This window comes from Meiothermus taiwanensis WR-220 (genome assembly GCF_003568585.1).
GTDB lineage: Bacteria > Deinococcota > Deinococci > Deinococcales > Thermaceae > Meiothermus > Meiothermus taiwanensis.
Genome location: NZ_CP021130.1, coordinates 2,449,108 through 2,470,607, shown reverse-complemented (window position 1 = coordinate 2,470,607; position 21,500 = coordinate 2,449,108). Strand labels below are relative to the sequence as shown.

24 protein-coding genes are annotated in these 21,500 nt (G+C 62.9%); 12 read left to right on the top strand and 12 right to left on the bottom strand.

Translation table 11 applies throughout. From position 1 onward, the window contains the following. Positions 1-37 precede the first annotated feature (37 nt). The 6 genes from fabG to MTAI_RS12150 all read right to left on the bottom strand — a co-directional run bounded on the left by fabG (position 38) and on the right by MTAI_RS12150 (position 5,694). Complete coding sequence (gene fabG / locus MTAI_RS12175; protein ID WP_027887010.1) at positions 38-775, bottom strand: 3-oxoacyl-[acyl-carrier-protein] reductase; 738 nt, start codon at positions 773-775, stop codon at positions 38-40. Between the two features lie 14 nt (positions 776-789). Continuing rightward, entirely contained in the window at positions 790-1,710 is a 921-nt protein-coding gene (gene fabD / locus MTAI_RS12170) for an ACP S-malonyltransferase (protein ID WP_027887011.1), read from the bottom strand. Between the two features lie 34 nt (positions 1,711-1,744). Then, a complete protein-coding gene (locus MTAI_RS12165; protein WP_027887012.1) occupies positions 1,745-2,722 on the bottom strand; it encodes a beta-ketoacyl-ACP synthase III in 978 nt (325 codons plus the stop codon). A gap of 188 nt (positions 2,723-2,910) precedes the next feature. Continuing rightward, positions 2,911-3,102 (bottom strand): 50S ribosomal protein L32, encoded by a 192-nt coding sequence (gene rpmF, locus MTAI_RS12160; RefSeq protein WP_081698354.1) that lies wholly within the window; start codon positions 3,100-3,102, stop codon positions 2,911-2,913. An 89-nt stretch (positions 3,103-3,191) separates the two neighbouring features. Then, a complete protein-coding gene (locus MTAI_RS12155) occupies positions 3,192-3,953 on the bottom strand; it encodes an SAM hydrolase/SAM-dependent halogenase family protein (protein ID WP_027887013.1) in 762 nt (253 codons plus the stop codon). 244 nt (positions 3,954-4,197) lie between these two features. Then, a complete protein-coding gene (locus MTAI_RS12150; RefSeq protein ID WP_027887014.1) occupies positions 4,198-5,694 on the bottom strand; it encodes a tetratricopeptide repeat protein in 1,497 nt (498 codons plus the stop codon). 131 nt (positions 5,695-5,825) lie between these two features. Here MTAI_RS12150 and MTAI_RS12145 point away from each other — a divergent pair, with 131 nt between their 5' ends. The 3 genes from MTAI_RS12145 to queA all read left to right on the top strand — a co-directional run bounded on the left by MTAI_RS12145 (position 5,826) and on the right by queA (position 8,302). Beyond that, a complete protein-coding gene (locus MTAI_RS12145) occupies positions 5,826-6,491 on the top strand; it encodes a hypothetical protein (RefSeq protein WP_036196873.1) in 666 nt (221 codons plus the stop codon). Positions 6,492-6,696: 205 nt separating this feature from the next. Then, positions 6,697-7,275, top strand: a complete 579-nt coding sequence (locus MTAI_RS12140) for a LabA-like NYN domain-containing protein (RefSeq protein WP_027887016.1) — start codon at positions 6,697-6,699, stop codon at positions 7,273-7,275. A gap of 10 nt (positions 7,276-7,285) precedes the next feature. Next, positions 7,286-8,302 carry a tRNA preQ1(34) S-adenosylmethionine ribosyltransferase-isomerase QueA gene (gene queA / locus MTAI_RS12135; protein WP_027887017.1) on the top strand — a complete coding sequence of 339 codons (1,017 nt, stop codon included), beginning with the start codon at positions 7,286-7,288 and terminating at the stop codon, positions 8,300-8,302. Here queA and cysE read toward each other — a convergent pair. Then, positions 8,299-8,847, bottom strand: a complete 549-nt coding sequence (gene cysE / locus MTAI_RS12130) for a serine O-acetyltransferase (RefSeq protein ID WP_119361433.1) — start codon at positions 8,845-8,847, stop codon at positions 8,299-8,301. The genes queA and cysE overlap by 4 nt on opposite strands. A gap of 107 nt (positions 8,848-8,954) precedes the next feature. Further along, positions 8,955-9,692, bottom strand: coding sequence for a YebC/PmpR family DNA-binding transcriptional regulator (locus MTAI_RS12125; RefSeq protein ID WP_027887018.1), 738 nt, complete (start codon positions 9,690-9,692; stop codon positions 8,955-8,957). Positions 9,693-9,824: 132 nt separating this feature from the next. Between MTAI_RS12125 and fabF the strand changes: the two genes are divergently transcribed. The 5 genes from fabF to MTAI_RS12100 all read left to right on the top strand — a co-directional run bounded on the left by fabF (position 9,825) and on the right by MTAI_RS12100 (position 15,164). Next, a complete protein-coding gene (gene fabF, locus MTAI_RS12120) occupies positions 9,825-11,054 on the top strand; it encodes a beta-ketoacyl-ACP synthase II (protein ID WP_027887019.1) in 1,230 nt (409 codons plus the stop codon). 225 nt (positions 11,055-11,279) lie between these two features. Continuing rightward, positions 11,280-12,527 (top strand): S41 family peptidase, encoded by a 1,248-nt coding sequence (locus tag MTAI_RS12115; RefSeq protein WP_223299584.1) that lies wholly within the window; start codon positions 11,280-11,282, stop codon positions 12,525-12,527. Positions 12,528-12,536: 9 nt separating this feature from the next. Next, positions 12,537-13,817 (top strand): S41 family peptidase, encoded by a 1,281-nt coding sequence (locus tag MTAI_RS12110; RefSeq protein ID WP_027887021.1) that lies wholly within the window; start codon positions 12,537-12,539, stop codon positions 13,815-13,817. A gap of 70 nt (positions 13,818-13,887) precedes the next feature. Next, positions 13,888-14,361, top strand: coding sequence for a GNAT family N-acetyltransferase (locus MTAI_RS12105; protein ID WP_027887022.1), 474 nt, complete (start codon positions 13,888-13,890; stop codon positions 14,359-14,361). A gap of 17 nt (positions 14,362-14,378) precedes the next feature. Then, positions 14,379-15,164, top strand: a complete 786-nt coding sequence (locus MTAI_RS12100; RefSeq protein ID WP_027887023.1) for an SDR family oxidoreductase — start codon at positions 14,379-14,381, stop codon at positions 15,162-15,164. Between the two features lie 197 nt (positions 15,165-15,361). Here MTAI_RS12100 and ccmA read toward each other — a convergent pair whose 3' ends face one another. Next, complete coding sequence (ccmA, locus tag MTAI_RS12095; protein ID WP_027887024.1) at positions 15,362-15,937, bottom strand: heme ABC exporter ATP-binding protein CcmA; 576 nt, start codon at positions 15,935-15,937, stop codon at positions 15,362-15,364. A 21-nt stretch (positions 15,938-15,958) separates the two neighbouring features. Further along, the gene (locus tag MTAI_RS12090) at positions 15,959-16,648 is read right to left on the bottom strand and encodes a cytochrome c biogenesis CcdA family protein (protein ID WP_027887025.1); all 690 of its coding nucleotides are present in this window, start codon (positions 16,646-16,648) and stop codon (positions 15,959-15,961) included. A gap of 68 nt (positions 16,649-16,716) precedes the next feature. On the opposite strand from MTAI_RS12090, the gene MTAI_RS12085 reads away from it, so the two are divergent. Both MTAI_RS12085 and MTAI_RS12080 read left to right on the top strand, forming a co-directional pair. Further along, entirely contained in the window at positions 16,717-17,718 is a 1,002-nt protein-coding gene (locus tag MTAI_RS12085; RefSeq protein WP_027887026.1) for an ABC transporter ATP-binding protein, read from the top strand. A 14-nt stretch (positions 17,719-17,732) separates the two neighbouring features. Then, positions 17,733-18,371: a thiamine diphosphokinase gene (locus MTAI_RS12080; protein WP_027887027.1), complete on the top strand. Its 639-nt coding sequence runs from the start codon at positions 17,733-17,735 to the stop codon at positions 18,369-18,371. Here MTAI_RS12080 and MTAI_RS12075 read toward each other — a convergent pair. After that, positions 18,347-18,844 (bottom strand): hypothetical protein, encoded by a 498-nt coding sequence (locus MTAI_RS12075; protein ID WP_027887028.1) that lies wholly within the window; start codon positions 18,842-18,844, stop codon positions 18,347-18,349. The genes MTAI_RS12080 and MTAI_RS12075 overlap by 25 nt on opposite strands. Positions 18,845-19,002: 158 nt before the next feature. Between MTAI_RS12075 and MTAI_RS12070 the strand changes: the two genes are divergently transcribed. Further along, entirely contained in the window at positions 19,003-19,215 is a 213-nt protein-coding gene (locus MTAI_RS12070) for a hypothetical protein (RefSeq protein ID WP_342585816.1), read from the top strand. Between the two features lie 172 nt (positions 19,216-19,387). Further along, complete coding sequence (locus tag MTAI_RS12065; RefSeq protein ID WP_027887030.1) at positions 19,388-20,563, top strand: M28 family metallopeptidase; 1,176 nt, start codon at positions 19,388-19,390, stop codon at positions 20,561-20,563. A gap of 6 nt (positions 20,564-20,569) precedes the next feature. On the opposite strand, the gene MTAI_RS12060 is transcribed toward MTAI_RS12065, so the two are convergent. Further along, the gene (locus MTAI_RS12060; protein WP_027887031.1) at positions 20,570-21,484 is read right to left on the bottom strand and encodes a threonine/serine dehydratase family protein; all 915 of its coding nucleotides are present in this window, start codon (positions 21,482-21,484) and stop codon (positions 20,570-20,572) included. Between the last annotated feature and the right edge of the window lie 16 nt (positions 21,485-21,500).

Sequence of the window (21,500 nt, the reverse complement as noted above, 5' to 3'; positions counted from 1 at the left end):
CAAAACCGGCCTCGGGGCCAGGCGGGGCTCGAGCATTCTAGTGCGGGGTCATGCCGCCGTCCACACACAGGGTCTGTCCGGTGATGTAGGCGGCGTCGTCCGAGGCCAGAAAAGCCACGGCCTTGGCCACTTCCTCGGGCTTACCGAAGCGCCCGGCGGGGATCTGCTTGAGGTACTCGGCCACAACCTGCTCGGGCAGTTTGGCGGTCATGTCCGACTCAATAAACCCTGGCGCCACGGCGTTGACGGTGATGCCCCGGGCGGCGTACTCCTTGGCCACCGACCTGGTGAAGCCAATCAGGCCCGCCTTGGCCGCCACGTAGTTGGCCTGGCCGGGGTTGCCCAGAAGGCCCACCACGCTGCTGATGTTGATGACCCGGCCCCATCTGGCCCGCATCATCAGCTTGATGGCCTCGCGGGTGGTGTGGAAGATGGCGCTCAGGTTGGTGGCGATCACCGTATCCCAGTCCTCGTCCTTCATGCGGATCAGAAGGGTGTCGCGGGTGATGCCGGCGTTGTTGACCAGCACCTCCAGTCCACCCAGGGCGGCGTTGGCGTCGGCCACCAGCTTCTGAGCCGCTTGTGCGCTGCTCAGGTCGGCCCCCAGCACCACCACCTGGCTGGCCCCCAGGGCCCGGGCCTCGGCGGCGGTGGCCTCGGCGGCGGCCTGGTTGCCGGCATAGTGCACCGCCAGGGCATAGCCCCGCCGGGCCAGCTCCAGGGCAATGGCTTTCCCGATTCCACGCGACGAACCTGTTACCAGCGCTTTTCGCATACTTCCTCCAGATGTTAGCCTTGCCCCAACACGGCCAGGCTCTCGGCGATTTCTTGTGGGTTGGTTAGCGCACGTGCCTCCACCCCTTCCAGGGTGCGCCCCACCAGGCCGGTGAGTACTTTACCCGAGCCGAACTCGAGGTACACCCTCACCCCTTGCTCTTTCAGGTGCTGCAGAATCTCCACCCAGCGCACCGCATGGGTGATCTGTTCCAGCAGCAGCTCCCGAATTACCGGGGGGCGGGTCTCGGGCTGGGCCAGCACGTTGGAGTACACCGGGAAGCGGGGGGTGGAGAGCTCCACCTGGGCCAGGTCGGCGGCCAGACGCTCCCGAGCAGGCCGCATCAGCGAGGAGTGAAATGGGGCCGAGACCGGCAGGGGTATGACTCGAGCCCGTTGGCTTTTCAACACTTCAGCGGCCTCTGCAACCCCCGCGGCCGTGCCGGAGATGACGGTTTGCTCGGGCGAGTTGTAGTTGGCGATCTCCACCCCAGCAATGCCGGCGGTCAGCTCCTGGATGGTCTGGGCGGGAACCTTCAAAACGGCGGCCATGGCCCCCGCCCCCACCGGCACGGCTTCCTGCATGTACTCGCCGCGCCTGCGCACCAGGCGCAGGCCGTCCTCCAGGCTCAGGGTGCCGGCGGCCACATGGGCCGTCCACTCGCCCAGGCTGTGCCCCGCTGCGAAGCTGGGTAGCGCACCGCCCATTTCCAGATAGGCCTGGAAGGCCGCGTAGCCCACCGCCAGGAGGGCCGGCTGCTGGTTGGCGGTTAGTTTGAGTTCCTCCTCCGGGCCTTCCCACATCAACTTAAGCAAACCGGGCAAAGCGGCCTCGGCCCGCTCCAGGGCCTCGCGGGCCGCCCTCGAGCCTTCATAAAGCGCCCGGCCCATGCCAATTTCCTGCGACCCCTGTCCGGGGAACAAAGCTGCCATCATGCTGCACCTCCAGCGTGTTGCAAATGCGCCTGCCCTAGTCCGGCTGCCACCAGGTCATCACGCTGGCGGCCCAGGTGAGGCCCGCGCCAAAGGTCACAAAGAGGATGTGGTCGCCGTTGTGGATCTTACCTGCGTCCAGGGCCTCCTGCAGCGCGATGGGCATGGAGGCCGTGGAGGTGTTGCCGTAGCGGTCTACGTTGACCCAGACCTGCTCCGGGGGCAACCCCAGGCGCTCGCGGGCCGCCTCGATGATGCGGGCATTGGCCTGGTGGGGGATCAGGTACTTGATGTCCTCGGGTTTCAGCCCGGCTTTTTCGATGGCCTCGAGCGTAGCGGTGTTCATCACCCGCACCGCAAACTTGAAGACCTCGCGCCCGTTCATGTAGGCGTACTGGCGCATGGGGCTGCCGTCGGGCAGCTTGTCGGCGATGCAGCGCAGCATCAGCTCTTTACCCCCCGAACCGTCGGCCCCCAGCACAAACGACTTGAAGCCGTACCCTTCTGGCACCGGGCCGATGACCGCTGCCCCGGCCCCATCGCCAAACAGCACCGCCGTGGAGCGGTCGGTGTAGTCGAGGATTTTGGAGAGGGTCTCAGAGCCAATGGTCAGCACCTTGCGGGCCAGCCCGCTTTTTACCATGGCATGGGCCTGGGCAATGGCATAACCCCAGCCCGGGCAGCCCGCCAGCAGGTCGTAGGCGCCGGCGCTCAAACCAAAGCGATCCTGCACCAGGGCAGCCGTGGCCGGGAAAAGGGCGTCGGGGGTGTTGGTGGCCACGATGACCAGATCCACCCCTTCCAGCGCGCTACGCCCATGACGGCGTATGAGGTCTTCTACAGCTCGGAAAGCCAGGTGTGAGGTGAACTCCCCCTCGGCGGCCAGCCGCCGCTCACGGATTCCCGTGCGGCTGACGATCCACTCGTCGGATGTATCCAGGATCTTCTCAAAATCGTGATTGGTCATCACCCGCTCGGGGGCGTAGGTGCCTAGGGCAAGGATACCAATGTTCAACGTTGCCTCCTAAAGCTGCCCCAAAAGCATAGGGCACTTCAACAAAGATAACACCCCGACCCCCCCTTGTGCCGGAATGCAGTTTGAACCAAGTCTAGACGGCAGGCCCGGCGGATATGGCCACGGCAAGGGAAAAAAGCAAACCCAGCCGACGGATCGTGCCGGTCTGGGGATTTTTGCAGCCAGATTTAGGCTTGGACTTCCAGTACTTTCTTGCCGGCGTAGTAGCCGCAGCTATCACAGACGCTGTGGGGTGGGATCAAAGCCCCGCAGTTGGCGCACTTGATGAGGGTGGGAGCCGTGAGGGTGGAAACCGCAGCCCGGCGGATATCCCGGCGGGACTTGGAGACTTTTTTCTTGGGTACTGGGTGCTTGGCCATCTTGGGTCACTTCCTTTGGGAATACCAACCCCTGGGTGGGGTTGCGCTCGGCAAACCGTTCTCCAATCTACAGGCTGAAGCTCAAAAGGTCAACCCAAAAGCTCCACCCGATCCCCCTGCTTTAGGCCCAGCTGCTCCTGGGCATTACCCAGATGGATGGCCACCTCTAAAAGCCCGGCGCTGCCCACATAGGCCAGGGCGCTTCCTACCGGAACCTCGGCATAATGGGAGGCTACCGGAATGTGGTGGTAGCGGATGCGCACCTTTTTGCCACGGATCTGGGCGGGGGTGGCCAGCAGGGTGGTGATGGCATTGCCAAAGCGGTCAAATGTGAGTATCTCGCCGTGGTTGCCAAAGTTCAGATGAATGGGCAGGCGCACCAGCTCGGCGACCGGCAGCTCTGGGCCGAAGCGGGCCGGTTCAACCCCCGAGGCCAGGTGGGCCGCGACCGGCCCAAACACGTCGCGCCCGTGAAAGGTGGCCGATTTGCGGGGCAGGTGGTAGGTGGGGTTCTCCAGCAGGTAGGCTCGGCGCGGGGGGTCTTGCAGGTAGGCCAGGGTGAGCAGGCCATTGTCGGGGGCCACATAACAAAGGCGCTCGCCGATTACCAGGACGGCCCGGCGAGCGGAGCCCACCCCCGGATCAACCACCGCCAGCACCACCGAGTGTTTGGGCAGGTACGGCACCGATTCGTACAAAATGTAACTGGCCCGGTTCAGGTCGCCGGGTGGTAGGTTGTGGGCCAGGTCGTGAACAACCACCCCCGGCGCTGTTTGCCGCATGACTGCCTTGACCACCGCAGCGTAGGGGTCGGCCAGGCCAAAATCGGAGAGAAAGAATATTTCCTGCATCCCCACGAAGTCTATACAATAAAGAATGCCCTGCACAGCCACTTCCCAAAGCTCGAGCCGGGGGCAGGCAGGCGCATTCGGATCGTTCGTCACCGAATGGCGGTGAACTATCCCGACCGAAGTTATCCGCGTAGCGGAGGGCGATACCGCCCCTTGGAAGGGATAGGCTGCGTAGCGAGGGGTGTGCTCTGGGATTCAAAAAGATAGCCTCTGGAGGTGGATGACGACCTTTTTGAATCCGCTATCAGTAGACGAGCAGTGTGCGCACCCAAGGTAGGTTGGCAACCAGGGTCAGAATTAATCCGGCCAGAACCCAGGCTGTGGCCCCAGCCAGCGCCCCCTTGGTACGCAGGTAAAGCCAGCCCAGAAAGAGGCTGGATATCAGGAAGAAAATCGTGGGCCCGGGGATCGCCAGGGCATACAGCGCCGGGATCATCAAGCCGCTTAGCTCCTTATAGCGCTCCTTAAAGATCGGATACCCCACCCCGCGAATCACCACCTCTAGAAAGGCCAGCCCGAAGAAAATGGGATACATGGTGCCAAGCCCGCTCAGGCCTAGGGGCTTGGCGATGTAAGCGTACAAGCCCAGCAAGGCCAGCAAGACCAACCCCGCCCAGGTGCCTTCTATCCAGCTCGAGCGCGGCCCAAGGGCCTGGATCAGGCCCGGCTGCCCTACCATTCGATAGGCGATGAGCAGCGCGAAAGCACCCATTAAGAAGTAAAACACCGGGCGCACAACCTGTCCCTGGAAAGGGGTAAACAGGGCCAGTAAGTTCTGATAAAGCACCTGTCCGATGCCTATACTGGACAAGCCCGCTAAAGCAATGGCCAGCAGGAGCCACAGGTGAACCGAGCCGGGCCCAAAGCGCCGCTCGTTGCCCATTTCCACGGTGCGCATCGGTTCAATACGGCTTTCACCGTAGAGCACCAGCGCCAGGTAAACCAAAAATACAGCCAGCCACGGCCAGACCTTGCTGAGCAGGCTGCTGGGCAGGCTGACCCTCGAGGACAGCTGTCGCAAAACCAGGGCGCCTTTTTCGAACTCCCCCAGGCCGTAATAGACCATTGCCAGCAGACCCAAGGTCTGGATGTAGTCCTTTTCCAGGGGGCCCAGGCGGGGTAGGACTTCTTCAAGGGCCTCTGCTGCTGCGCGGGAATTGCCAGAAAGCCACATTAAGCGGGCTTGCGCTAGCTGTTCTTTAGGACTGCTCCCCAGCAAGCCCAGGGCTTCTTGGGGCCGTCCCAGACGCTCTGCAAGCCGGGCGGCTCCTAAGCGAGCCTCTGCCGAGGCGGTTATTCGGAGGTAAGTGGCGTAGGCCTCCTCGTAGCGGCCCAGGGCCTCGAGTACCTGGGCTCTCAGCAGCACTGCTTCGGTGTTGAGCCCCCGGGGCAGGCGCTCGAGCGCCTCGGATGGCCGCCCCTCCAACAGCAAAAAGCGAGCCTCCAGCAGGGCCACCTCGGGGTCTTGGGGGCCCAGTTGCTTCATTTGCTGAAGGAAGGGCTGGGCCGCACCCAGGTTGTTTTCCTCCAGGTAGATGCGTCCCAGCAGTTTGATGCTGGGCAGGTGATTGGGGTTGTCCACCAGCGCGAGCTGACAGGTTGCCTTGGCGCTATCCCGCACCCCCTGGTCGTATAGGGCCTTGCACTGGGTGTAGTAGCCTTCGGCGCCAAGCTGGGCCAAGGCCGTAAACGCAAATAGGGCGATTCCCACGGCAAAAGGAACCGCTCGTAACGCTACCATGGGGGTAGTGTAACATGCACATCCAGGGTTGCCGCCCACAGATGCACATCCGGTACAATCCGTGCGACTTTGTGGTAGGTTGTGTGCCGTTATACAGGGAGGAAACTGTGAGGAGTCTGGTGCTGGTTTTGATGGTGCTTTGGTCGCTGGCTTTGGCCCAAAATGTCGCAGCGGTTGAGAAGCTGGTGGACGACGGCAAGTTTCAGGAAGCGTACGAGGCTGGTTTACGCCTGGGTAATGCGGAGGGCCTTGTGCTGGCGGCCAAGGCGGCCAGCTATTTTGCAGGCTACCTGGCTAAAGACAACGAGAAAGCCGACTGGTTTGGTCGGGCCGAAGCCGCCGCCCGTCGGGCCATCCAGGCCGATGCGGATAACGCCGAGGCCTATTTTGAGCTGGCTCGAGCCCAGGGCCGCCTTTCGCAGTACCGGGGCATTCTGGAAAGCCTGGGCCTGGCTAGCAGCATCAAAGAGAACCTGGATAGGGCCCTGCGCCTGAACCCCCGCCATGCCGGGGCCAGGGTCGCGCTGGCCCTATGGCACCATTCGCTCATCTCCAAGAACGTGGGCTGGCTGTACGGGGCCAACGGCAACCAGATTATGCCGCTGTTCAACGAGGCCATCCAGCTCGAGCCCCAGACCATCATCCACAAGGTGGAGCTGGCCGGGGTGCTGGCGGCCCAGGGTAAGAAAGAAGAGGCCCGCAAGCAGTACGAGGCTGCTTTGGCCATTGCCCCCAAGACCGCCGCCGACCGCTTCGACCTCGAGCGCGCCCGGCGCGAGTTGGCGGCCTTGCGCTAGGGCTTGCTCGAGGGCTGCTTCTGTGCAGCCCCGCGCCTGGATCCCTTTCATACCAGGTAAGGGAGTGCTCTAGGACTCAAAAAGCGAGGCGGGGCCTGTACAACCTTGCAAAACCGGGCCCCGCGCATTTTTTTGAAGACGATTTGGTACAATTTCACACGGGCTAACCCCCTTTTGCAGTTCTCGATTTTTAAAAGGAGCTTTGATGAACGACCCTTTTAGCCGTATCCCCGGTTGGAGCCCCCATCAGCGTGTGGGCCTGTTCGTAGATACCCAGAACCTCTACCACTCGGCCCGCGACTACTACGGGCAGAACGTCAACTTCGAAAGCCTGATGCGCTATGCGGTGGCCAACCGCCAACTGGTGCGGGCCACCGCCTACGTGGTCGAGCGCGAACACGACACCTCGGCCTGGCCCTTTATCTATAAGCTCTCCACCATTGGCTTCCGGGTGCGCCGCATGAACCTGACCCTCAAGGAGACCACCGACGAGGGCAAGCCCATCTACGAAGGCAACTGGGATATGGGCATCGCCGCCGATATGGTGCGGCTTATGCACACCCTGGACGTGGTGGTGCTGGGCAGTGGCGACGGCGACTTTGTGGACATCGTGGAGGTGCTGATGGAACGCGGCATCCGGGTTGAGGTGATCGCCTTCAAGGAGACCACCTCGCAAAAGCTGATCGATGCGGTAGACCGCTTCATCCACCTGCCCGAGATCGAGAATGCCTTTGTGCCCAGCAAAGATCGGGAGCGAACCCTCATACCGCGCAGCGAGTCCTAACCCTCATTCCATGAACCTCGAGGACTTCGATTACCCTCTACCCCCCGAACTCATAGCCCAGAGCGGTGCCGAGCCCCGCGACACCTCGCGGCTGATGGTGATTGAGCGCAGCAGCGGCCAGATGGCCCACCGCATCTTCCGCGACCTGCCCCAGTACCTGCGGGCGGGGGATGTGCTGGTACTCAACCAGAGCAAGGTGATTCCGGCCCGCACCTTTGCCACCAATCCGCACGGAACGGCGCTCGAGGTACTGCTGGTGCGGGAAATTCCCTCCAGCCCTGGGCTGTGGGAGGCCCTGCTCAAACCCGCCAAGCGGGCCAAGGTAGGCTCCAGGCTGACCTTTCCCGATGGGCTCTTCGCTACCGTGGAGGCCATCGAAGCAGACGGAACCCGGCTGCTCAGGTTTTCCGGCAATGTCTGGGAACACCTGGAAAACATTGGGAAGATGCCGCTACCGCCCTACATCCACGCCTCGGTAGACCCGGCCCGCTACCAGACCGTGTACGCCAAGACCCCCGGCTCGGTGGCGGCCCCCACGGCGGGGCTGCACTTCACCCCCGAACTGCTGGACAGGGTGCGGGGGCTGGGGGTGGATATTCACTACGTCACCCTGCACGTGGGCCCCGGCACCTTCAAGCCCGTCCACGACGACCCCGACCGGCACGTGATGCATTTGGAGCCCTACGAGGTTTCGCCCCAAACCGCCGAGGCCATCAACCGCGCCAAGGCCGAAGGGCGGCGGGTGATCGCGGTGGGCACCACAGTGGTGCGCACCCTCGAGACCGCCTACAGTGCCGAGCTAAGCGGGGTGCGAGCGGGCAGCGGCGAGACCCAGCTATTCATTCGCCCAGGGTTCCGGTTTAACGTGATAGACGCTCTGATTACCAACTTTCATCTGCCCAAATCCACCCTGCTGATGCTGGTCTCGGCCTTTATGGGGCACGGGCTGATGAAACAGGCCTATCAGACCGCGGTGGCCGAACGCTACCGGTTTTATAGCCTGGGCGATGCCATGCTGATCCTTTAGACTTCGAGCGCCTCGAGCGCCTCTTCCCGAACGATAATCTGCGCCGGGTTCCCGATGGCGGTTGCGCCGGGGGGCACGGGTTTGGTGACCACCGCCCCGGCCCCAATCTTGGCCCCATCGCCCACCACAATTGGCCCCAGCACCACCGCATGGGCCCCCAGCAGCACCCCCTTGCCGATGGTGGGGTGGCGCTTCTCGCGGGTGAAGCCGGTGCCGCCCAGGGTCACCCCGTGGTACATCAGCACATCGTCGCCCACCTCGGCGGTCTCGCCAATCACGATGCCCATGCCGTGGTCAATCACCACCCGGCGGCCAATGCGGGCGCCGGGGTGAATCTCGACCCCGGTGAGCAGGCGGGTAAAGTGGGCCAGAATGCGGGCCAGCAACTTGAAATTGGCCCGCCAGAGCCAGTGGTTGAGCCGGTGCATCCACAAGGCGTGCATGCCTGGACTGAACAAAAAGGCCTCCAGAGGCCCGCGAGCCGCTGGATCCCGCTCGAGCACGGCCTGGATATCTTCTCTAAAACGTTCGATGATTTGCAGCATGGCCTGAACCCACAGCCGACACTATGCAGCAAGAGGTCAGCTTCTAAGTACCCAAGATTAATGCACCTGGGGCAGGGCGGCTGTGAGCCGATAGCCTATTGGTTTAGCTAAGCCCCAATCGAGACGTTCTCGAGGTTCAGGTTGGTGTACACGTTCTGCACGTCGTCGAGCTCCTCCAGGGCCTCCACCATGCGCAGCACCTTCTCGGCCTCTTCCTGGCTCAGGCTCATGGTGTTTTGCGGCACCATGGTGATCTCGGTGTCCTCGGGCTTGAAGCCTTTGGCCTTGAGGGCGTTGGCTACAGCGTAGACTTCCTGGGGGTCGGTGTAGATCTCCAGACCTTCTTCACTCTCCTGAAGATCAATCGCCCCGGCCTCGATGGCGGCTTCCTGCGCGGCCTCGGTGTTGGGCTCGAGCCAGATGTAGCCCCGGCGCTCAAACTGCCACGAGACCGACCCGGTAGCCCCCAGGCTGCCCCCGTGCTTGTTGAAGATGTGGCGCACCTCCGAGGCGGTGCGGTTGCGGTTGTCGGAGAGGGCCTGCACGATGATGGCCACCCCACCCGGCGCGTACCCCTCGTAAACGATCTCTTCGTAGTTGCTCCCCTCGTCGTCGCCACCGGCCAGTCGCTTCAAAAGGCGCTCGATGTTGTCGTTGGGTACATCGGCGTCCCGGGCGGCTTCGATCAGGTTGCGCAGGTTAACATTGGCCGCGGGGTCGGTGCTGCCCCCGGCCCTGGCCGCGGCGGCAATCAGACGCAGGTATTTGCTGACGATTTTACCCTTCTTTAGGTCGTTGGCGGCTTTTTTGCGCTTAATTTGTGCCCATTTGCTATGACCAGCCATACATCACCGTTCCTTAGTATACGTCAGCCCCCACCAGGGAAAGCAGTTTGCCCTTGGGTAGCTGTTTTGTCTGCAACAGGCCTTTAGCGCTTGGACTTAGAACAATTGCAGCAGTGGTCTATAATGACCTTTATGCGTCGCGTCGTCGTTACCGGAATTGGCCCGGTGGCCCCCAACGGCATCGGAGCCGAAGCCTTCCATAAAGCCCAGCTCGAGGGCCGGTCGGGCATCCGCCGCATCACCCAGTTCGATGCCTCGAGCTACCCTGTGCAGATTGCGGGCGAGGTGGACGTCAACCCCGAGGAATACATAGACAAGCGCGAGCTGCGCCGCCTGGATCGTTTCACCCAACTGGCCCTGATTGCCGGGCATCTGGCCTTGCAGGATGCAGGGCTGGAGGTTGAGAAAGAAGACCCCACCCGCGTCGGTACCCTGATTGGAACCGGCATCGGGGGCATGATTACCTGGCAGGAGCAGAGCAAGGTGCTCTTCGAGAAGGGCGGCACCCGTCTATCGCCCTTCTTCATCCCCATGATGATCGCCAACATGGCCTCGGCCCAACTAGCCATGAAATATGGCTTCATGGGGCCCTCCTCCACAGTGGTGACCGCTTGTGCGACCGGCTCGGATGCCATCGGCAACGCCTTCCGGGTGATCCAGATGGGGGAGGCCGATGTGATGCTCACCGGCGGCACCGAGGCGGTGGTCACCGAGATGGCCATTGGCAGCTTTGGGGTGATGCGGGCCCTCTCCACCCGCAACCACGAACCCGAGAAGGCCAGCCGTCCTTTCAGCAAAAGCCGCGATGGCTTTGTGCTCTCGGAAGGGGCGGCGGTGCTGGTGCTGGAGGAGTACGAGCGGGCCAAAGCCCGTGGCGCCAAAATCTACGCCGAGCTGGTGGGTTTTGGCCGTAGCGCCGATGCACACCACATCACCGAGCCCCACCCCGAGGGCGCGGGTGCAGCCCTGGCCATGCGGGCGGCCCTCAAGGACGCTAAAACCGACCCCGAGCAGGTCGGCTACATCAACGCCCACGGCACCTCCACGCCGGTTGGGGACAAGGCCGAGACCCTGGCCATCAAAAAGGTTTTCGGCGACCATGCCTATAAGCTCGCGGTCTCCTCCACCAAGAGCATGATTGGCCACCTGCTGGGCGCGGCGGGGGCCATCGAGGCTGTGGCTACCGTGCAGGCGCTGGCCAGCGGCATTCTACCGCCCACCATCAACCTCGAGGATCCCGACCCCGAGCTCGACCTCGATTATGTGCCTAACACCCCTCGAGCCAGGCAGGTAGACTACGCCCTCTCCAACTCATTCGCCTTTGGGGGCATGAACGCCACCCTGCTCTTTAAGCGGGTCTAGCCGGGCAGGCCCGATTGGCAGGGCCTCCTACAGAAGGCTTTGGCGGATCGCCGAGGCCGGGGGTTCGTTGTTATACCGGACTCATAATTATCCAGGCCCTTCGCGAGCATGCCCTTTGGTCGGGCTGGTTCGCTGCCTTCCGGCGCCGAACTAACCGAATCTGGTATTACAGGCCAGGCCCGGCTGCCATTCGCTTATCATTTTTTAGCGTATCATTGAGGAAATATGGCCCTACGACATGCGCTATTAAGCGGTATGGCAGCCTTCGCCCTGGTGGGTTCAGCGGTGGCTTCGCCTGCCCAGGATCTTTTCGACCAGGCCACCTTCTTAATCGGTTTTTACTACAACGGCCCGGCCAAGGTTCCCCCCTTCAGGGAGCTGCGGCGGCAGTACCAGCCGGAACTCGATCGGCTCTGCGCTTCTGAAGGCAGCCGCTGCGGTTTTGATAAAGCCAAACAGGTTATCGAGCGCATTGTGCGGGATATTGCCGATCCGTTTACGGTCTTGGTCACGCGAGATCAGCTCATCGATGACGAGCGCTATGGGGCCGGCCTGGGGCCCGCGGCCCCCAGGATAGGGGTCTGGGTACGCGAGACTCCCAGGGGGCTGGTGGTGAGCGAGGCCTTTCCCGGTGAGCCCGCCTACGAGGCCGGGCTGCGCCGGGGCGACCTGATTACCCAGATTGCAGACCAGCCCGCGACCCTGGCCCGGCTGAGTGCGGCTGAAGCAGCCCGCAGCCCCTTTAGCCTGCGTTATAGCCGGCAGGGTACGGCCCGCAGCGCGACCCTCACCCCACGGGTGGCCGAGGCCACCATGCAGCCCAGGCTGGAGATCAACAACAACATCGCCTATCTGCGCATCTATCACCTTTACAGCTCGGACAGCTACTCCACCGCCCAGCGCATCCACGAGGCCGCGCGCCGGGCGGAGCAGGCCGGGGCTCGTGGGATGGTGATCGACCTGCGCGATGCCCTGACCGGTTACGACTCGGAAGCCTTGCTGGCGGCGGCGGCCTTTACTGGCAAGGGGGGGTTCATTTACGACCGCCGCTTCCAGGGGCTGGACGAGACCCACACCGTGGAAAACGGCAGGCTCTACGTACAACCCGAGGGAGGCGAAAAGGAGGAGCAGAGCGCTCTCGAGCGGCCTTACCTGGCCCGCATCCCGGTGGTGGTGCTGGTTAATCGCCATACCTATAACTCTGCCGAGATGCTGGCCTACTTCCTGCAGGCGGCAGGTCGGGCCAAGGTGGTGGGTGAGCCCACCGCTGGTGCCCTGGGGATGTCGGGTAGCGCCGAGGGCCCCCTTATCAACGGCGATTTTATCGCGGTTTCTTCACTTAGAATGCGCAACCTGGATGGCTCGCCCTTCCCCCTCAAAGTCAGCCCCGATGTGCTGGTGGAGGACGACCTCGAGGCCCTTGTTGCTGGGCGTGATCCGGTGCTGGAACGCGCCCTGGAAATGCTGCGATAGGTGAATGCTATGCGCCAACTGTTTGCCACCCTGGCCCTGCTGCTGGGCTCGCTTTCCCTGGCCTCACCGGCCCAGGATCTCTTCGATCAGGCCAGTTTTTATCTGGAGTTTTATTACAACGGCCCGGCTACGCTCAACCTCAAAGAGCTGACAGCGCGCTACCAGAGCGCACTGGATCGTGCCTGTGCACCCCAGAAAGACACCTGCCCCTACGAGCAAGCCGTCCCCGTCATCGAGCAGATGCTAGGGGAACTCAACGACAACCACACCTACTACCTGAGTCCCGAGGAATTGCGGGGCTCCCGCGAAAGCCGTCAGGGTAACGCTCCTTCCCGCACGCTGCGCATTGGTGTAAGCCACCTGCCCATACCCGGTTCCCGCGACCGCCTCATTGTGGATGTGGTGGAGGGGGGGCCAGCTGACGAGGCCGGGCTGGCCTATGGCGACCGTATCATCGCCATTAACGGTCGGCTTCTGAGCGAGTTCCCCGACGATAACCAGGTCGTTCAGTTCTTGACGCAGTCGGTGCAGTCGGGGCGTCCGGTGGTTTTAACCATTCTGCGCGGCCCTGAGCGCCAGCGCCTCGAGATCACCCTGACCGGACGCGAGATTAACCTGGCCCGCTTCCCCTCCCTCAAAATACGACCCGATGGCGTGGGTGTGCTCAAAATCCCCAACTTTGATGCACAGGGCCAGGTGGGCCGCCGGGTGCATGAGTTGGTGCGTGAAGCCCAGCAGAAAAATGTGCGGGCCCTGGTGCTGGAGTTGCGCGGTAACAGCGGTGGCCTGCTCAACGAGATGATACTGACGGCGGCCGCTTTCCTGGACGATGCCTATGTGGCCCTGGTAGACCGCTACAATACCGAGCGCACCGAGTTTCGCATCCGCGATGGGCGGCTCACCATCACCCGCAACGGCCAGACCGAGACCGCCAACCTCCCTTTCCTGGCTCGCTGGCGCGGGCCGCTGGTGGTGCTGATTGATGGGAACACCGCCTCAGGGGGGGAGTACCTGGCCTCGGCCATCCAGCGGGCCAGAGTAGGGCCGCTGGTTGGGGTGGCCACCCTGGGCATCGGCAACACCACCACCCGCCCCTTCAATCTGATCAATGGTGGGGCTTTGAGCATCTCCTACAACCGGGCCTTTTTCGCCGACGGTACACCCTATCCGCCCCGGGCCATCCCAGACTTTGTGGTAGAGAGCTCCCTCGAGCAGCTCGCCAACACCGGACGCGACCTGCCCTTTGAAAAAGCCCTGGAAGCCCTGGGCATAAAGTCGGCTGATCGTTGAAAGCACGGCCCTGGCAGGTTGAAAATTACAACGCAACCCAGCCTTATTGCTTACAATCTGGTTGAACAGTATGAAAGTTTCTACACGCCTCGCTTTCCTGCCTGTGACCACCGATTCGGCTGTAATTGTGCACAACCTGTACTTGAATTGCCCCACCTACATTGCCCTGATTGGGGGGGATATGCCCACCCTCAACGATATCCAGCGTGAGCTCGAGACCCTCCGTCACGACACCCGGCGTCAGGCGGTGCTGCTTATGCAGGAGGGTCGTGCCGTGGGTTTCCTGGACTATAAGGTGGCCCACCCCGATCTGCACTCAGCTACCATCAGCCTGCTATTAATCGAGGAAAAGCTGCAGGGCCAGGGCTTGGGCAAGGCCGCTGTGGAGCAGCTCGAGGCCCAGTTGAGTGGCCGGATGGATCGGTTATATGCCGTGGTGTATGGCAACAACGAGCAGGCCAAGCGCTTCTGGGAACGGGTGGGTTTTGAACATCTGCGCGACAGCGGCCCGACCCTAAGCTGGTATGTAAAGTATCTAAAGTAGATGTTGGGGGCACGTCCATGCAGCTTGGTATTGCCGGCAAGCTGGCCCTGGTGACGGGTGCTTCGCAGGGGATCGGACGGGCCATCGCGACCACCCTGGCCCAGGAGGGGGCTCGAGTGGTGGTAACAGCCCGCAACCGTGAGAAGCTCGAGGAGCTGGTGCGCGAAATTAGGGCTGCTGGGGGGGAGGCCCACGCCATAGCAGCCGACCTCACGCAAGACCGTGCGCTCGAGCACCTGGTGGTGGAGACGCAAAAGCTAGGTACCGTGGAGCTTTTTCTGGGCAACACAGCGGGGCCCCGGCCCGGGGCGGCTCGGGATTTGAAGGTGCAGGACATTCGGGCGGCCGCAGAGCAGCTTTGGTATCCGATGGTGGCTTTGGTCAGTGCGCTGCTTCCCGGCATGCAGTCTAGGCAGTTTGGCCGAATTCTGTTCATCACCTCGCTGGCAGTGAAGGAGCCCATCGAGAACCTGGCCCTGTCCAACGCCCTGCGGGCAGGCCTGACCGGTTATGCCAAAACTCTGGCCAGGGAGGTGGCGCCCTTTGGTATCACGGTCAACACCCTGGGGCCGGGCTATACCCGCACGGAGCGGGTGGAGGAGGTATTTGCTTTCCGGGCTCAACAGCAGGGTATCAGCCTGGAAGCCGCGTACGCCCAGCAAACTGCCCAGATACCGGCTGGCCGGATGGCCCACCCCCAGGAAATTGCCGATGTGGCGGTTTTTCTGCTCTCGGCCCGGGCCAGCTACCTGACCGGCCAGGCCATCATGGTGGAAGGCGGGGCCGTCCGGGGATTGCTTTAGGGGGCTGGGAAGGATGCGCGTTTTTGTAGAGCGATACGGATCCCAAAAGACCCCCAGGGGCTATCTTTTTGCATCCTAGGGCCTTCCCTTCCAAGGGGCGGTAGGGCCCTCCGCTACGCGGATAACTTCGGTCGGGTGGGCTCGCTGCTTTCCGGCGGTGAACCGACCGAATCTGCTATGAGGCCGCAGAGCTGGCCTCATGGGCTTTGTAGCTCGACCACCCGGTCTACCAGGGAGAGCCAGCTTTTGTCGTGCGTGGCGATCACCACACCACCTCTGGAGCGCGCTTGCTGTACCAGGTGTTCCAGCAAACCCCGCCCTTGTGCATCCAGGGCCGCTTCGGGCTCGTCCAGCAGCCAGATATCGGGGTTTTGCAGGTGCAACCTGGCCATGGCCAGGCGTTTTTTCATACCGCTGCTGTAGCTGAGTACGGGTTTGTCGTAGGGGAGGCCAAATTGGGCCAGTGCAGCGCGAATTTCCTTGCGACTGCCGGATTTTCCATCGAGCCGGAGCGCGTAGTGCAGGTTTTCGGCTCCGGTGAAGTGGCGGTGGAAAGCCGGTGGATTGGCTAAAAAACCCACCCTTCCATTTAGCTTGACCGAACCCTGGGTGGGCCGTACCAACCCAGCCAGCACCCTTAGCAAGGTGGTTTTGCCCACGCCGTTGGGGCCTACCAAGGCGACAACTTCGTGTTTAGCCAGTTGAAAATCCAGGTTGCGCAGCACCCAGTCCCGCCCGTAACGTTTGCAGACCGATGCGGCCTCGATCAACATAGCACTTAACATACACGCCGCTTAAGGGCTGATGAGGTTTTTCTCGAGGTTCCACAGCCACTCGGGTGTGATTTTTAGGAAGAAGCTATTGAGCTGCGTGAAAGTACCGGTGAACATCAGCAGGCCCACCGCCACCAGAACCACACCCGCTGCGGCTTCGACCCAGCGGGAGATGCGGCCTGCCTGACGCAGCACAGGGCGGATGCGGTCGGTGAACAGGGCTACCAGCAAAAACGGAACACCCAGCCCCAGGATGTAAGCCAATAGGAAGCCGATCCCACCCCCGGCCGCGGTGAGGGTGAGAATCCCCCCCAGAATCGGGCCAATGCAGGGAGTCCAGCCCAGTCCCAGAACGGCACCAAGCACAAAAGCCCCCCAGGGGCGGCTGGCGTCCCCTTGGTATCGCCAGTTAACGCCCCATTTGGGTTTTAGACCCAGCATATACAGCCCCAACAGCACCAGGATTGCGCCGCCTGCCCGACCCAGCAATTGCCGGTTTTCCGATAAAAAACCACCCAGCAGGGTGAAGGGGAGCCCCAGTAGCAAAAACAGCAGCGAGAACCCACCCACAAAGAAAAGGGCGTTGAACAGGGGTCGTCCCCGTTCTCCACCCAAATACAGCAGGTACGTGGGCACCAAGGGTAGGACGCAAGGGGAGAGGAAGGAAAGCAGGCCAGCTAGAAAAGCCGCCACCAGGCTCATAGCTGCCATCATAGAACTGAAGTGCCAGGACATTCATACAATGCAGGGTATGATTCGCTTGGCTGTAGGCTAGGATTATGTTGCGGCTGGTGGGGCTCGGCAAAAGCTATCCGGGGTTCCGGCTGCGGGTCTCCCTCGAGGTCGAGGCGGGGCAGACCCTGGCCTTGCTGGGGCCTTCGGGCAGCGGTAAAAGCACGCTTTTGCGGCTGATAGCGGGTCTGGAGGCCCCGGAGGTTGGGGAAATCTGGCTGGATGGAAGCGAGATCACCTTCCTGGCCCCGGAGGCGCGCCGGGTGGGGTTGGTGTTTCAGGATTATGCCTTGTTTCCGCATCTGTCGGTCTGGGAAAACATAGCCTTTGGTTTGCGGGAGGCCCGCTGGGATGGGGCCAGCATCCGGCAGCGCCTGACCGAACTGCTGGATCTGACCCATCTGGGGCCTCACGCGCAAAAACGCCCCCACCAGCTTTCGGGCGGTGAGCGCCAGCGGGTTGCGCTGGCTCGAGCCCTGGCCAGCCGGCCCCGCCTGTTGTTGCTGGACGAGCCGCTGGGGGCCCTGGATTTGAAGCTGCGGAATGAGCTGCTGTGGGAACTGCGGGCCATTTTACGGCAGACCGAGGTGCCGACCATTGTGGTGACCCACGATCAGTCCGAGGCTTTTGTAATCGCCGATCAGGTGGCCCTGCTGAGGAACGGTGCTGTTGTGCAGACCGGCTCGCCCGAACAGCTTTTTCGCAACCCTAAAAACGCCTGGGTGGCCGGCTTTCTGGGCCACCGCAACCTGCTGTCGGCCCAGCAGAGCCAACAGGTGGGGCTGCCGGCCCGCCCGCACCTGTTGCCGCCGGAGGCCATCACCCTGGGCCATGGGGAAGAGGCGCGGGTGGAAGAGCGGGTTTTTAAGGGTTTTGTGGTGGGCCTCGAGCTGGTCTGGCGAGGCTGTAGGCTGTACCTGGAGGGCCCCGAGCTGGGGCTTCGCCCTGGCGATACCGTCCAGCTACAGGTCGATTGGTCTAAGGTGGTTGTGCTGGAGGACGGCCCGGGGGCTGAGCATACGTCACTCGAAGCCCCTCGAGCCCACTAAGCGCCCTGTACCCCATGCAACGCTTCACCATTCTGCTAGGAGGCCTGGTTACCCCGACCGAGCGGCTCAAAGCCCAGGTGGCTGGGAGCCGGGTTATTGCTGCCGATAGCGGTATGCGCCACGCCCAGGCCCTGGGGCTCGCGGCCGAGCTATGGGTGGGTGATTTCGACTCGGCCTCCCCGGAGCTTCAGCAGGCCTATGCCCAGGTGCCCCGCGAGGTTCATCCAGCGGCCAAGGACTTCACCGATGGTGAACTGGCCGTCCAGGCCGCCCTGGCCCGGGGGGCCGAGCAACTTGTTTTGGTGGGGGCCATGGGGGGCCAGACCGACCAGACCCTGGCCCATCTGCTGCTGGGTATCCGGCTGGCTCAGCAGGGGGTGCCGACCCTGCTGACCTCGGGCAACGAGGAAGCCCATCCTTTATTGCCGGGAATCCTGCGGCTGAACCTGCCGCCCCATAGCAGGCTAAGCCTGTTGCCGCTGGGAGGTTTTTCCGGTCTGAGCCTCCGTGGGACGCGCTGGTCTTTACACAGAGCCAGCGTGCCCTTGGGGAGTACCCAGACCCTTTCCAATCTGGCTTTGGGCCCTGTGGAGATCGAGCTCGAGGCCGGCTATGGGGTGGTGGTGGCCTACCCTGAACCGGCAACCTTGTGAAAATCGTCCAGGAAGAGCCCCAGGGCTTCAGCCAGACGTTCCTGCTCGAGCATGGCGTGTTCGAATACCTGGGGCTCGTCCAGCAGGGCCGGCAGGCGCAGCCATCCCAGGTAATAGCGCCCGGCCAGGCCAGGTTCCTTGAGCCGAAGCCGCTCGGTGTGCGAGAGGAGGGTTTCGAAGGCTTCGGGGCTGCACAACAAGGGGTGCCGTTGGGGAGGTAAACGCTTCAGGAAGGCCTTAAGCAGGCCGGGGTTGGACCAAAAGCCAAAATTAAGGTCGTCGGAGATCTGTTCAATGCGTGATAAAAGCGCAGGATCGCCCTGGCGGCCTACCAGCTTGCGCACCAACTCACTGCGACGAAGGCGCAGGGTGGCGTATTCGCTCAGCGAGTAGAGCCTGCCCGGAAAGAAGTCCAGGGCCTCGCGCAGACGGTGCGCGATGACGTAGTCCTGGTACTCCCTGAAGGGATCCACGCCTCTATTGTGCGACAAGATGGGGGCTTAATGAAAGACGTTGTGGGATATAGAACGCGCCCCGGGAGCCACTTTTTGCGCCCGAACGCGCTTGGGCGGGGCTTCACCCAATTTGGTTTACCGACACGGTATATTCAGGTATGGATACCCGGGGTTGGGTGCTAAAAGCTATCGAGACGCTGCGCTTTGCCAGCGAGAAGGACATAATGCACTGGCTGGACGAAGAGGGTGAGACCCTGTCCAGGGATGAGCTGCGGCGCACCCTCGAGCTGCTGTTGCAAGAAGACCGGATCGAGCTAAAAAACGATCTCTTTCGCCTCAAGCGCAAGAGCAGTAGCCAGTCGGCTTTCGATAACCTGTTCAAGGATTGACACCGGATTCCTAGAGCAAAGACCTCCAGGGGCTATCTTTTTGCATCCCAGGGCATTCCCTTCCAAGGGGCGGTAGGGCCCTAACTTCGGTCGGGTTGGTTCGCCCTGCCTGGGGGGCAGGTATGATAACCCCACCCCATCCAACTCATGGGCCGGATGGCAGAATTGGGGCATGAGCCGGCAATTGTTTTCGCGGGGGGTTCTGGGGCTGGTGACCATCGGGCTGCTGGCCCTGGCCCAGGCTTTTTCTACCGAGCGCATGCAGGCCGACCTAGAGGCCCTGTTATCCCAGGGGCCGCGGGTCGCGGGGCTGCCCGCTACCACTGCGGCTGGGGAATACCTGGCTGCTGAGCTGCGCAAGGTGGGCTACATGGTGGAATTCCAGCCCTTCACCTACAGCCGTACCCGCGACCAGGGCTCGAGCCTCCAGGTGGGCGCGGCCACCTTTCCGGTCAGCAGCATCGCGGGTAGCCCGGGCCGACGGGTGGAGGGGCCGCTGGCGGTGGTGCCGGGGGCGGGGCTGGCCGCCGATTTCGCCAACCTGAACCTGCAGGGGGCCATTGCAGTGGTGCGCCGGGGTGGGATTCCCGGCCTCGAGAAGGCCCGGCTGGCCGCCGAGCGGGGGGCTGTGGGCATTGTCCTGCTGACCGAGGAGCCCAGCGGCACCCGCTTCACCTTTGGCGGCAACAGCCCCATTCCGGGGGTGACCCTCTCGCAGAGCGATGGCGCTGGGCTGTTCAGCCAAGCAGGAACCCGCGCCGTGCTGGACGTGCGCATCCTGACCGAGGAGGTACAGGGGCGCAACGTGATCGCCAGGCGCGGTAGCCAGAATCCGCTGGTCGTTGTGGGGGCCCACTACGACTCGGTGCCGGGCAGCCCCGGGGCCAACGACAACGCCTCCGGCACCGTGACGGTGCTCGAGCTGGCCCGCCAGCTGGCCGATAGCCCCCTTTCAGCGCAGATCTGGTTCATGTTTTTTGATGGAGAAGAGGATGGGCTGTGGGGCTCGAGGCGTTTTGTAGAACAGAACCCCGAAATTGTGCGGGGCCTGAAGGGCATGCTCAACCTGGATATGGTGGGCGTCAACGTGAATGGCACCCTGGGCATCGGCGGGAGCGGTGAGCTGCGGGCGCTGGCCGATTGCAACGCCCTGCAGGTGGCCTGTGGCAGTGCGCCGGGCGGGGGCAGCGACCACGTACCCTTTGCCCAAGCCGGGGTGCCGGTGCTCTTCTTCTTCCGCGGACTCGACCCCAACTACCACCGCCCCACCGATACTTTCGCCGACCCCGTGCTGATGGCCCAGACCGGTCGGGTGGTGCGGGGGGTTCTGGAAAGGCTGCTGCGCTAGCCCCCTTCAGGGCATCCAGTTTCCGCCGCACACAATCACCGCAATGCGCTCGGGTAGGTCGTAGCTCATCAGGGCCGGCCCCAAGGCCAGCCCGGCGGTGGGTTCCACCACCTGTTTGAGCCTTTGCATCATCAGGCGCTGGGCTTCCAAGGTAACCTCGTCCGGCACCGTCAGGATGCGGTCTACGTGGCGCTGCATGACCGGAAAGGTCTTCTCGCCAACCACCAGGGTGCGCACCCCGTCGGCCACGGTTCTGGGGGCCTGCGACAGCTTCACGCGCCGCCCCGCCTGAAGGCTCTGCTGGGCATCGTTGGCGGTTTCGGGTTCCACCCCGATCACTTCACACGCGGGCCGCAGGCTCTTGATTACCGTGGCAATGCCCGAGATCAGCCCGCCCCCACCCACCGCCACCAAAACCGCGTCCAGATCGGGCACCTGTTGCAAAAGTTCCAGGGCCTGGGTGCCCTGGCCGGCCATCACCCGCAAGTCGTCGAACGGGTGGATGAGCGCAAAACCCGTCTCCTCGGCCAGCGCGCGCACCACCTGCTCGCGGTTCTCTACCGTCACCCCCTGGTCGTAGACCTCGGCGCCGTAGGCCCTTGTGGCCGCTTTTTTGGTGGGGGAGGCGTCCTCCGGCATCACCACCAGGGCCGGCACCCCCATCACCTGGGCCGCATAGGCCACCCCCTGGGCGTGGTTGCCCGAGGAGACCGCGATCAGGCCCCTGGGGTTTTGTAGCTGGAGGGCCGCGTTCAGGGCCCCCCGGGCTTTGAAGCTGCCGGTTTTTTGCAGGTGCTCGGCCTTGAAAAAAAAGCGGCGGCCCAGAAGCTTGTCCAGCCCCTGGCTGGTAAATACCGGGGTACGGTGGATGTGGGGGGCAATGCGCTGGGCCGCGTGTTGGATATCTTGCAGGGTTAGCACAGCCCCATGCTAATAC

What these genes read in the sequence shown, in the direction of transcription:
- MTAI_RS12145 (WP_036196873.1), top strand. Translation starts at nt 5,826, where the DNA reads ATGGTGCTTTGGTCGCTGGCTTTGGCCCAAAATGTCGCAGCGGTTGAG.
- rpmF (WP_081698354.1), bottom strand. Translation starts at nt 3,102, where the DNA reads ATGGCCAAGCACCCAGTACCCAAGAAAAAAGTCTCCAAGTCCCGCCGG.
- fabD (WP_027887011.1), bottom strand. Translation starts at nt 1,710, where the DNA reads ATGATGGCAGCTTTGTTCCCCGGACAGGGGTCGCAGGAAATTGGCATG.
- MTAI_RS12150 (WP_027887014.1), bottom strand. Translation starts at nt 5,694, where the DNA reads ATGGTAGCGTTACGAGCGGTTCCTTTTGCCGTGGGAATCGCCCTATTT.
- queA (WP_027887017.1), top strand. Translation starts at nt 7,286, where the DNA reads ATGAACCTCGAGGACTTCGATTACCCTCTACCCCCCGAACTCATAGCC.
- fabG (WP_027887010.1), bottom strand. Translation starts at nt 775, where the DNA reads ATGCGAAAAGCGCTGGTAACAGGTTCGTCGCGTGGAATCGGGAAAGCC.
- MTAI_RS12080 (WP_027887027.1), top strand. Translation starts at nt 17,733, where the DNA reads ATGCAACGCTTCACCATTCTGCTAGGAGGCCTGGTTACCCCGACCGAG.
- MTAI_RS12115 (WP_223299584.1), top strand. Translation starts at nt 11,280, where the DNA reads ATGGCCCTACGACATGCGCTATTAAGCGGTATGGCAGCCTTCGCCCTG.
- ccmA (WP_027887024.1), bottom strand. Translation starts at nt 15,937, where the DNA reads ATGTTGATCGAGGCCGCATCGGTCTGCAAACGTTACGGGCGGGACTGG.
- MTAI_RS12065 (WP_027887030.1), top strand. Translation starts at nt 19,388, where the DNA reads ATGAGCCGGCAATTGTTTTCGCGGGGGGTTCTGGGGCTGGTGACCATC.
- fabF (WP_027887019.1), top strand. Translation starts at nt 9,825, where the DNA reads ATGCGTCGCGTCGTCGTTACCGGAATTGGCCCGGTGGCCCCCAACGGC.
- MTAI_RS12110 (WP_027887021.1), top strand. Translation starts at nt 12,537, where the DNA reads ATGCGCCAACTGTTTGCCACCCTGGCCCTGCTGCTGGGCTCGCTTTCC.
- MTAI_RS12155 (WP_027887013.1), bottom strand. Translation starts at nt 3,953, where the DNA reads ATGCAGGAAATATTCTTTCTCTCCGATTTTGGCCTGGCCGACCCCTAC.
- MTAI_RS12100 (WP_027887023.1), top strand. Translation starts at nt 14,379, where the DNA reads ATGCAGCTTGGTATTGCCGGCAAGCTGGCCCTGGTGACGGGTGCTTCG.
- MTAI_RS12125 (WP_027887018.1), bottom strand. Translation starts at nt 9,692, where the DNA reads ATGGCTGGTCATAGCAAATGGGCACAAATTAAGCGCAAAAAAGCCGCC.
- MTAI_RS12105 (WP_027887022.1), top strand. Translation starts at nt 13,888, where the DNA reads ATGAAAGTTTCTACACGCCTCGCTTTCCTGCCTGTGACCACCGATTCG.
- MTAI_RS12140 (WP_027887016.1), top strand. Translation starts at nt 6,697, where the DNA reads ATGAACGACCCTTTTAGCCGTATCCCCGGTTGGAGCCCCCATCAGCGT.
- MTAI_RS12085 (WP_027887026.1), top strand. Translation starts at nt 16,717, where the DNA reads ATGTTGCGGCTGGTGGGGCTCGGCAAAAGCTATCCGGGGTTCCGGCTG.
- MTAI_RS12090 (WP_027887025.1), bottom strand. Translation starts at nt 16,648, where the DNA reads ATGGCAGCTATGAGCCTGGTGGCGGCTTTTCTAGCTGGCCTGCTTTCC.
- cysE (WP_119361433.1), bottom strand. Translation starts at nt 8,847, where the DNA reads ATGCTGCAAATCATCGAACGTTTTAGAGAAGATATCCAGGCCGTGCTC.